The 10,356-nt window shown below is 51.7% G+C and carries 8 protein-coding genes; 5 read left to right on the top strand and 3 right to left on the bottom strand.

The genetic code is table 11. The features are described from left to right. Positions 1-470: hypothetical protein (locus tag KDK14_RS11460; protein WP_257265254.1), on the top strand; the 470-nt coding region annotated here is incomplete at its 5' end. Positions 471-481: 11 nt separating this feature from the next. Here the strand turns inward: KDK14_RS11460 and KDK14_RS11455 are convergent. From KDK14_RS11455 to KDK14_RS11445, 3 genes are all read right to left on the bottom strand, one after another. Next, positions 482-1,924, bottom strand: a complete 1,443-nt coding sequence (locus KDK14_RS11455; protein WP_257265253.1) for a TrkH family potassium uptake protein — start codon at positions 1,922-1,924, stop codon at positions 482-484. A 192-nt stretch (positions 1,925-2,116) separates the two neighbouring features. Next, positions 2,117-3,094, bottom strand: a complete 978-nt coding sequence (locus KDK14_RS11450) for an MDR family oxidoreductase (protein WP_257265252.1) — start codon at positions 3,092-3,094, stop codon at positions 2,117-2,119. Between the two features lie 266 nt (positions 3,095-3,360). Further along, positions 3,361-5,091 (bottom strand): ankyrin repeat domain-containing protein, encoded by a 1,731-nt coding sequence (locus tag KDK14_RS11445; RefSeq protein WP_257265251.1) that lies wholly within the window; start codon positions 5,089-5,091, stop codon positions 3,361-3,363. 558 nt (positions 5,092-5,649) lie between these two features. Between KDK14_RS11445 and leuC the strand changes: the two genes are divergently transcribed. The 4 genes from leuC to asd are packed head-to-tail and all read left to right on the top strand — an operon-like array spanning position 5,650 to position 10,105. Continuing rightward, complete coding sequence (gene leuC / locus KDK14_RS11440; RefSeq protein WP_257265250.1) at positions 5,650-7,107, top strand: 3-isopropylmalate dehydratase large subunit; 1,458 nt, start codon at positions 5,650-5,652, stop codon at positions 7,105-7,107. 10 nt (positions 7,108-7,117) lie between these two features. Continuing rightward, positions 7,118-7,762 carry a 3-isopropylmalate dehydratase small subunit gene (gene leuD / locus KDK14_RS11435; protein WP_257265249.1) on the top strand — a complete coding sequence of 215 codons (645 nt, stop codon included), beginning with the start codon at positions 7,118-7,120 and terminating at the stop codon, positions 7,760-7,762. 18 nt (positions 7,763-7,780) lie between these two features. Then, positions 7,781-8,917, top strand: coding sequence for a 3-isopropylmalate dehydrogenase (leuB, locus tag KDK14_RS11430; protein ID WP_257265248.1), 1,137 nt, complete (start codon positions 7,781-7,783; stop codon positions 8,915-8,917). A gap of 54 nt (positions 8,918-8,971) precedes the next feature. Beyond that, on the top strand, positions 8,972-10,105 hold the full coding sequence (gene asd / locus KDK14_RS11425) for an aspartate-semialdehyde dehydrogenase (RefSeq protein ID WP_257265247.1): 1,134 nt from the start codon (positions 8,972-8,974) through the stop codon (positions 10,103-10,105). The last annotated feature ends 251 nt before the right edge of the window (positions 10,106-10,356 follow it).

Below are 10,356 nucleotides of genomic sequence, written 5' to 3'. Positions count from 1 at the left end.
AGAGCCTTTCCCGGGAAGCCTGTCAGTTTTTTCCAAATGATATATGGATTCTTCACTCTGCAGGTTGGGGCTTTCATCTTATTGGCGATGAAAAAAAAGCCGCTGAGCTGCTATTGAAAGGTTTGCGTCAGTATCTGAATCGTGATTACCCTGAGGTGAAAAGCTTTATACCTGTTGATATCCAGGGCAGCTTTGCAGCAGCCCTGGATAAACTCAAGGTTCACCCTGACATCACGCCTGGTTCATCTGCAGGCCTCAATGTGGCCGCTTATTTAAGCTCTCTGGCGCATGTGTATCGGAATTTTGATAATCATTATGATGAGCAAATGCGTTCTTTGGCTAATTGGTTGAACCCCGCCAGGGAGGCCCGTAAAAAAGAAAAACTACAGCTAGCTTTTACGCCAAAGGTAAATGTAATTACTGCGGAAGTTGACCGGGTTATCACAAGGAATATGGTTTTTGGCAGCTGATGGCAGCGGGCTCAACCCTTCCAGAAAGCAGGCGTAAAAAGCACAAGGACGGTAATAACCTCAAGCCTGCCCAGCAGCATGCCGACACTTAATAGCCATTTGGCAGCACCTGGCAGAGAGCTGAAGTTGCCTGCCGGGCCAATGACTGTTCCCAGTCCGGGGCCCACATTGGCAACGGCCGTGGTGGCGCCGGAAATACTGGTGATGGGGTCGAGATCACACAGGGAGAGTAACAGGCTCATTAAAGCAATCAGCAGGATGAAGAAGAAACAGAAACCAATTAACGAACGGAGTATGTCACTGCTGATTTGCTGGCCGTTATAGTTTTGTACAAAACAGGCTCTGGGATGAACCAGCTGCTTTAACTGGATGTTCAGCAGCTTGCCGCCAATTTGAAACCGGAAAATTTTAATGCCTCCCGCTGTTGACCCCGAACAACCTCCCACCATTAACAGGAAAAAAAACGTGAGGTTAGAAAAACCACCCCACAGGGTGTAATCACCGTAGGCAAAGCCGGTGGTGGTGATGGTTGACGTGGTATTAAATGAGACCAGAGTAAGTGATTGCACAAAGGTGTAGTCAGAGTGACAGCACAGCCAGACACTGAGAACCAGCCAGACCAACAGTAGAAAAACGATAAAGGCCTGTACCTGGGTATCCTGATAAACGCAGTTAACATCACCTCGCATGCAGCGAACAAAGAGAACAAAAGGTAGGCTGGCAAGTATCATGAAAATGGTGCTTGTCCAGATGATAAACGGACTTTTAAATAATCCCATGGAGGCATCTGAGGTGGAATATCCGCCGGTAGAGACCGTGGTCATGGCATGGTTTATGGCCTCAAAGCCGGTCATGCCTCCCAGGAAGTAAAGGTACGCGCACAGGGCAGTCATGATCAAATAGACGCTAACGATACCCTTGGCAATGCTGCCTGAGCGGGGCATGGCTTTCTCGGACCAGTCAGACGATTCACTCTGGAACAACCTCATGCCACCCACTTTGAGAAATGGCAGAACGGCAACCGCCATGACAATAAAACCAATACCCCCAAACCATTGCAGCAGTGACCGCCAGATCAGCACACTTGGAGACATATGATCCAGACCTGTCAATATGGTGGATCCGGTGGTGGTAATGCCTGACATGGTTTCAAAAAAAGCATCGGTGTAACTGATGGGGAGTTTGAACCAGAAGGGCAGTGCTGCAAAGGTGCAGACAGCCAGCCAGCAGAGGGTGGTCAGTACAAAGATCTGCCTGGGCTTCATATTAAAGTGTTCTGGTTTGAAATTGATGGTCAGTGCGCCGCCGGTAATCAGCGTAATGGCGGCAGCAGCGACAAATTCCCAGATATCAGAATCACCGGTCAGCAAGTCATAGATGACCGGAATCAGCATAAACTTGGCGATAGCGGTCAGGAACAGACCAATCACATAGAGTACCAGATGGTGGTTCATCGCTCTGCAAGGGCTTAGTGCCCTTTGTGGTTTCGAAAAAACGTTGCCTGAGCTGTCTTTTGCGACAATCTTTTAAGCAACTTATTAAAAAGCTATTAAAAAAAACGGTCAAATGCTTTTGAAGGGTAGTCAGATGCTGTTGAGTGATCGCATCTGATGAGTATTGAAAAAGTTTAGAAGCTGGTGGTGGTATTACAACCTGATCAGTGTTCTGCCGGTGACTTGTCCATTGGTAATGGCCTCGGCCAGCTCAGGCAAGGCATCCAGTGCAACTTCTGTGGCCCCGTTGCTGTAGTAGGACTCTGGGAGAAGTTCGGCAATCCGGTTCCATGCCTGCATCCGTTTTTCAACCGGACACATGACTGAATCAACACCCAGAAGTTTAACGCCCCTTAGAATGAAAGGCATTACCGTGGTTGGCAAATCAAACCCACCGGCCAGACCGCAGGCCGCAACAGCCCCCTGGTAATCAATTTGCGTCAGTACTTTGGCCAGTACGTGGCTGCCAACGGTGTCAACGGCACCTGCCCAGCGCTGTTTTTCCAGTGGGCGTGGGGGTTCAAGCAATTCTGCACGATCAATCAACCGGTCAGCCCCGATGGCCTTTAGCCAATCACTGTTTTCCGGGCGACCGGAAGCGGCGACCACAGAATAACCCAGCTGGTCCAGCAGCGTTATGGCAACACTGCCAACGCCACCGCTGGCCCCAGTGACCAGAATCTCACCTTTCCCGGGTGTAATACCAGCGTCTTCCAGAGCCATGACACACAGCATGGCGGTCAGGCCTGCAGTACCAATAATCATGGCCTTGCGGCTGTCCAGTCCAGCAGGCATGGCAACCAGGTAGTCAGCAGGTACACTGGCTTTTTCGGCCATACCACCCCAGTGGTTTTCCCCCACACCCCAGCCCGTGAGGATAACGGAATCGCCGGGCTGATAGCGGTCATCGCTTGAAGAAATTACCTGACCAGCGTAGTCAATACCCGGCACCATCGGAAAATCACGGATGATTTTTCCCTTCCCGGTGATGGCCAGACCATCCTTGTAATTCAGTGATGAATAGTCAACAGCAACAATGACATCCCCGGCTGGCAGGGTGGATTCATCCAGCTGTTCGATGCCAGCGACAGTCTTGTTGTCCTGCTGGTTCAGTACTAACGCCTTGAACATAAACGATAATCTCTTAAAAAGGCCAGGGCGGGAACTATACTCCTGCTGCTGGCAAGAGGCGAGGATTGGTTAACTACTTATGGCTGCATTATAAAGTTCGTTATGAATTTCCTCTCTGGTATAACGGACCAGTTCAAGTCGATTGATTTCAGAAAGTTGTCCATAGCATAAAAGTAACGCAGAAGCAGTTGCCGCGCAGGGCAGTCTATTCTCGGACAGTCTCCTGGCGTCAGCAGACCTCGAGTGACATCCGTTTGACAGGGCGGTTATTGTACCAGGCAACCCCACCCTTGCGGGGTCGCATCAGCCAAAAGCTGCTGGCAACGGGGATGGCCACCTTTCAAGGCCTCTTTCAGGGGGGTATTACCATAATTATCTGCAGTAGTGGGAACCACGCCCCGGTCAATCAGCTGCTGCAGGACTTCGCTATGGCCATTCTGTGCGGCCAGGTGCAGCGGTGTACTGCCAAGAATATCGGTCACATTGAGATCCACACCCTCCTGGTCCATCAACAGTTGCAGGGCCTGGGTATGGCCATACTGTGCGGCCAGGTGCAGCGGTGACCTGCCAGTATTATCGGTGGTCTTGAGATTCATGCCCTGATCAATCAGCAATTGCAGAATCCGGGTATGGCCATTGCGGGCGGCCAAGTGTACCAGGGTCTTGCCAGACTTATCGGTCTCATGGAGGTTCATACCCTTGCTCATCAGCAGTTCCAGGACCCGAACATGACCAAAATTGCTGGCCAGGTGCAGGGGTGTCATGCCGTATTTGTCAATGGCATGGAGTTCTGCCTCGCAGTCTATCAGCAGTTTCACGTTGTCAATAAGGCCACTTATGACTGCCAGATGCAGCGGCGTCCTGTTTTTCTCATCGGTGCTGTGGATATCCGCCCGATTATCGATTAACAGTTGCATCACACTGTTACTCCGCCTCTGCTCAGCAGCTGTGTGCAATGGGGTTTGTCCACAGGCATTTCTGCTATGGAGGTTCGCCCCATGTTCAATCAGACAACGGATGTTCTCTATATCTCCCGTTTCTGCGCCGTAAACGACGGCATAATGAAGGGGAGTGCCGAGTAACTCATCAACGATATTCACTTTTGCCTGGTAGATGAGCAATAATTGCAAACAATCCCTGCTGCCCTTCAAGGCGGTATGGTGCAGGGGAGTCCTGTGGTACTTGTCAGTGGAATTGAATTCTGCCCTATTATCCCTCAGAAGCAGTCGCAGATTATCGATATGGTTGCCCTTCGCAGCCATGTGCAAGGCGGTCCTGCCTTCATTATCGGCAACATTGATATCTACCCGTGGGTCAGTTAAAAGCCGTTGCAGACAGCGGCTGTTGTCCCTTGCGGAGGCCAGGTGTATAGGGGTGGAGCCGGTATTGTCAGTGCGAGCAGGATTCGCCCCGTGTTTCAGTAACACCCTCAGGCACTGGATATAGCCTCCGGCTGTGGCCAGGTGCAGCGCTGTCTTGCCCAGGTGGTCGGCGGCATTGATATCCGCAGAATGACTGAGCAGAAGTTGTGTGAGTTCCGCCTGTCCTTCCTGAGCGGCAATATGTAACAGCCTGACTCCCATACCGGTCAGGGCGTTACGAAAATCTTGCCGGGCAATACCCGGGTCCTGTGCCAATAGTGTCTGGAAAGTGTCCATATCTCCACGGCAAGCTTGTCGGCAAGCATGGAGTGCCAGCGGTTCGCAATAGGGGGAGGGTTCAACCGGTCTTGCCCCATCAACACGCACTAACGGCAGTGCTGTCAGGTGCGGACATTCAATGCAGCTTCGAAGCGCAAGGTCAATACCTAGTTGTAAATCCAGGATTGCAGTAATACATCCCAGGTGAAAAGTGCGCCCACAGCAATGAGTCCTGACCAGAGAACGCCCTTCAAAATCACCCGTTGCTGAGCCATTAATGGTTTCTTTAGCCGTTTCCAGACCTGTTGAACTGGTTTGCTGTAAGCAAAACAAAGAGCATGGGTTGACAATATTCATGGTGGTGCTTCCGAAAAATGCTGACTGGCAGCAGTGGCAAGAGAGCCTTTCACTTCACTATTATTGATTGACTGCCCGGGAGGCTATGCGAAAGCGGCGTTGCAACTCCGGACACATGGCTACAACTATGCTCCCTGCGTTGCGCCTTGCATAGTAACTGTCTACTTGGGCAGAAATATACGATTCCATTTGGCCAACTATTTATTCACCTCACATTATTCACCTCACAAAACCGATTTTTTATCCTCAATTTTTTGCCACCCTCGCTATGGGCGTTATCTCGAACAGCCACCAGAATTAATGACTTCAGCAAGTTATCAATAGAATAAGCAAGATGAATTTGAGTAATTTTTTATGAGCAATTAGGATAGCACCGTTAAAGACAAGCTGATTTTTTTTATCAAAATACCAGTTTAATGACGTTTCATTCCGAGCATGTCTGGACGTGCAATCTGTCCCGGAAAATATTATGTGCGCAACAGAGATGTTACTAAAACTGCTTATAAATCAAATAAAAAACAGTCTTTTTTGTTTAATTGCAGCAATAAGGATGGCTCCATGAAAAACCAGGCTTGCACGGTGAAAAACAGGGGAAGAACGCTATATGACAAGTTGTGGGATGCCCACCTTGTTTGTCAGCGTGATGACGGTTCTGCGTTGATTTATATCGACCGGCAGCTGCTCCATGAGGTGACATCACCACAGGCGTTTGAAGGCCTTAAGCTGGCCGACCGTCAGCCATGGCGCCTGGATGCCAATCTCGCCATGCCTGACCACAATGTGCCCACTACGTTGAATGAGCGTCAGCACGGTATTGAGGGAATTGCAGATCCGGTGTCGAAAATCCAGGTAAAGACACTGGATGACAACTGCGATCACTTTGGCATCACCCAGTTTGATATGCAGGATCAGCGCCAGGGCATTGTCCATGTGGTTGGCCCGGAGCAGGGCGCAACCTTGCCCGGCATGACCGTGGTCTGCGGGGACTCGCACACCTCTACACACGGTGCTTTTGGCGCACTGGCCCACGGTATCGGCACCTCGGAAGTTGAGCATGTGCTGGCCACCCAGTGTCTTGTGGCCAAGAAGATGAAGAACATGCTGGTCCGGGTTGATGGTTCCCTGGGCAGCGGAGTCACGCCGAAAGATGTGATCCTCGCCATTATTGGCCGTATCGGTACAGCAGGTGGTACCGGTTTTGCCATCGAGTTTGGGGGCGACGTCATTCGCAATATGACCATGGAAGGGCGCATGACGCTCTGTAATATGGCCATTGAAGCCGGAGCCCGGGCAGGCATGGTAGCGGTTGACCAGACCACCATTGATTATGTGCAGGGCAGGCCGTTTGCCCCTGTGGGAGAACAGTGGCAGCAGGCGGTCAGGGTCTGGGAAACCCTTCATTCAGACAGTGATGCAGTGTTTGATCAAGTTGTTGTGCTCAATGGCGATGAGATAAAGCCACAGGTCAGCTGGGGAACCTCACCGGAGATGGTGTTGCCGGTGGATGCCCGGGTGCCTTTCCCGGAGGATGCGCCGGATGAAACCCGCAAGGAAGGCTACGCCCGTGCCCTTGAGTATATGGGATTGACCGCTGGCCAAAAGATTACCGACATTCCTGTTGATCGGGTATTTATCGGCTCCTGTACCAACTCGCGCATTGAGGACTTGCGTGAAGCGGCAGCTGTCGTCAAGGGCAAGCGGGTGGCTGACACGGTGAAAGAAGCGCTGGTGGTGCCGGGCTCTGGTCTGGTTAAGGCCCAGGCTGAAGCAGAAGGGCTGGATAAGGTGTTTCTGGCCGCTGGCCTTCAGTGGCGTGAGCCGGGGTGCTCCATGTGTCTGGCCATGAATGCCGACAAACTGGGGCAGGGCGAGCACTGTGCATCCACTTCTAACCGTAATTTTGAAGGTCGTCAGGGTTTTGGCGGGCGAACCCATCTGGTCAGTCCGGCCATGGCGGCTGCGGCGGCCATTGCAGGCCATTTTGTCGATGTCCGTTATCAGACATCCGTAGTGTAAGGGGAAAATCATGCAGGCTTTTACCATTCATCGGGGGTTGGTTGCTCCCCTGGATCGTGCCAACGTGGATACGGACATGATCATTCCCAAGCAGTTTCTCAAGTCCATCAAACGCACCGGCTTTGGTGTCAATCTGTTTGATGAACTTCGCTACCAGGACGAAGGCTATCCGGGGCAGGATTGCGCCAGGCGTCCACTGAATCCGGATTTCGTCTTGAATCAACCCCGATACCAGGGCGTATCGATCCTGCTGGCCAGGCAGAATTTTGGCTGCGGTTCCAGCCGGGAGCACGCGCCGTGGGCTCTTGATGATTTTGGTTTCCGCTGCGTTATTGCGCCTGGCTTTGCGGATATTTTTTATAACAACTGTTTTAAAAACGGCATTCTTCCCATCACCCTGTCTGATGAGGTAGTGGAGCAGCTGTTCAAGGAAGTAGAAGCCAATGAAGGGTACCAGCTGACGGTGGATCTGCACCGTGAAGTGGTGGTTAAGCCTGATGGCGCCCAGTTGCCATTCAGCATTGATGCATTTCGTCGTCACTGCCTGGTCAACGGTCTGGATGATATTGGCCTGACCCTGCAGGATGCGGATCAGATCCGCAATTTCGAGCGGTGTTACAGGGCAGATAACCCCTGGTTGTTCACCAGTAAATAATTATAAGCGGAGCTTTGCATGAGCAAGCAGATTTTATGTCTTCCCGGTGATGGCATCGGCCCTGAAATTATGGCTGAGGCCCTGAAAGTACTGGATGCGGCCAAACTGCGTTTTGGGCTCGATATTGAAGTCAGCCATGGTCTGGTGGGCGGTGCGGCCATTGATCAATATGGTGTTCCGCTGAGTGATGAAACCCTGACGCTGGCCAGGAACTCCGATGGGATTCTGTTTGGTGCGGTGGGTGGGCCGAAGTGGGATGATCAACCCATGGCGAACCGCCCTGAAAAAGGGCTGTTGCAACTTCGCTCTGCACTGGATCTTTTTGCCAACCTTCGTCCGGCCATGCTTTTTCCGCAACTGGCCGACGCCTCCAGTTTAAAGCCAGAGCTGGTGGCTGGTCTGGATATTCTTATTGTGCGAGAGCTGACCGGGGGTATCTATTTTGGTGACCCCCGTGGCGTGCGTACCCTGGAAAATGGCGAACGGGAAGGTTACAACACCTACGTCTACCGGGAGTCTGAAATCCGTCGTATCGCCAAAGTGGCTTTTGAGGCAGCCCGAAAGCGTGGCAGACGACTCTGTTCAGTAGACAAGTCCAACGTGCTTGAAGTGACCGGTCTCTGGCGGGAGGTGGTTATTGCCGAGTCTGCCAGCTACCACGACGTTGAGCTGAGCCACATGTACGTTGATAATGCCGCCATGCAGCTGGTCCGTGCACCCAAACAGTTTGATGTGATGGTGACCGGTAATATGTTCGGTGACATCCTGAGCGACTGTGCGGCGATGTTGACGGGCTCCATTGGTATGTTGCCTTCTGCATCCCTGAACGAAAAGAACCAGGGGATGTATGAGCCGGTGCATGGTTCGGCACCGGATATCGCCGGGCAGAACAAGGCGAACCCTCTGGCGCAGATTTTGTCCCTGGCGATGTTGCTTCGCTATTCACTGGCTGATGGCTCTTCACTGGCTGATGGCTCTGCATTGGCTGATGGCTCTGCATCTGGAGAAAACATCGCAGCGGAAGCCATTGAAAAAGCGGTTAGCGATGTTCTGGATAAAGGCTATCGTACCCGGGATATTGCCTCTGATGGTTGTCAGGTGGTGGGCACTGCTGAAATGGGTGATGCGGTTGTTGACTGTTTGTTAAATGCATAATCAATAAAATATTGGCGGCTTCTGTTTTCAGCAGAGGCTCCGGGGGAGCGCAGTATGAAAAAAGTAGGTTTTGTTGGCTGGCGAGGCATGGTGGGCTCAGTTTTAATGGAGCGTATGCAGGAAGAAAACGATTTTGCCCGTTTGCAAAACAAGGGGGGCGAGCCTGTTTTCTTCACCACCTCACAAATAGGGCTGCCCGGTCCTGAGGTTGGCGTGCCGGTGGGTGGCCTTCACAATGCTCATGATATAGATACCCTTCGTGAAATGGACGTAATTATTTCCTGCCAGGGTGGCGGTTATACCGGCAAAGTCTTTCAGCCATTGCGTGACAGTGGTTGGCAGGGCTACTGGATTGATGCCGCTTCCTCCTTGCGTATGAACGACGATGCTGTGATTATTCTTGATCCCGTAAACCGTGCGTTGATTGATCGTGCGCTGAATGATGGTGTCAGGAATTTTATCGGTGGTAACTGTACGGTTTCCCTGATGCTGATGGCTATTGGTGGACTTTTTCAGCAGGATGCCGTGGAGTGGGTCAGTGCCATGACCTATCAGGCAGCCAGTGGTGCCGGAGCCAGAAACATGCGTGAGCTGATCAACCAGATGGGCTCTATCCAGAGCAATGTTGCTGCGGAACTGGCTGACCCTGACAGTGCCATTCTGGATATCGATCGCAAGACCTCTTCCCTGTTAAGAAGTACTGATTTTCCGCAGAGTGAGTTTGATGTGCCACTGGCTGGCAGTCTGATTCCTTACATTGATAAAGAGCTGGACAACGGTCAGAGTCGTGAAGAGTGGAAGGCTCAGTCAGAGACCAACAAGATTGTTGGGCGCCAGGCTTCTCCAGTTCCTGTGGATGGTGTTTGTGTGCGCATTGGCGCCATGCGTTGTCATAGTCAGGCATTGACCATCAAACTGCGGCAGGATATTCCCATGGCGGATATTGAAGCGATGATTGCCGGTGGCAATGACTGGGTATCAGTAGTGGCAAATAATCGGGAAGATACCATACGTCAGCTGACGCCTGCATCGGTCGCCGGTCGTCTGGATATTCCGGTGGGCCGCCTGCGCAAGTTGAACATGGGGCCTGACTATCTGACAGCATTTACTGTGGGTGATCAGCTGTTGTGGGGAGCGGCAGAGCCTCTGCGTCGTATGTTAAACATATTACTCCAGGCAAATAAATAGGGTTCGATAAGTAGCTGGCCATATGGAATCGAATATTTCTGGCTATTTGGGCTGGTACTATGTGAGGCACAACGTAGCCAGCTTTTCTGTAGGGATTAACGTCGGGCTGTAACGTGGCCCGACGGGGTCGCCCGGGAGGCTGTTCGAGAATAGACTGCCCTACTGCGGTCGCGATAAATTGGTCTAAAAATTCATACTTCTTCGTCAAATAGCCCCGCTATTCTCCTCAGAATCAGAAATTTTTAGCCTCA

It is taken from the genome of Endozoicomonas sp. ONNA2, from assembly GCF_024606365.1.
Lineage (GTDB): Bacteria > Pseudomonadota > Gammaproteobacteria > Pseudomonadales > Endozoicomonadaceae > Endozoicomonas.
Note: the sequence above shows the minus strand (reverse complement) of the source record. Positions and strands in the feature narration are given on the sequence as shown.

Coding starts and splice junctions, on each gene's coding strand:
- leuC (WP_257265250.1), top strand. CDS start 5,650: ATGAAAAACCAGGCTTGCACGGTGAAAAACAGGGGAAGAACGCTATAT.
- KDK14_RS11455 (WP_257265253.1), bottom strand. CDS start 1,924: ATGAACCACCATCTGGTACTCTATGTGATTGGTCTGTTCCTGACCGCT.
- KDK14_RS11445 (WP_257265251.1), bottom strand. CDS start 5,091: ATGAATATTGTCAACCCATGCTCTTTGTTTTGCTTACAGCAAACCAGT.
- leuB (WP_257265248.1), top strand. CDS start 7,781: ATGAGCAAGCAGATTTTATGTCTTCCCGGTGATGGCATCGGCCCTGAA.
- asd (WP_257265247.1), top strand. CDS start 8,972: ATGAAAAAAGTAGGTTTTGTTGGCTGGCGAGGCATGGTGGGCTCAGTT.
- leuD (WP_257265249.1), top strand. CDS start 7,118: ATGCAGGCTTTTACCATTCATCGGGGGTTGGTTGCTCCCCTGGATCGT.
- KDK14_RS11450 (WP_257265252.1), bottom strand. CDS start 3,094: ATGTTCAAGGCGTTAGTACTGAACCAGCAGGACAACAAGACTGTCGCT.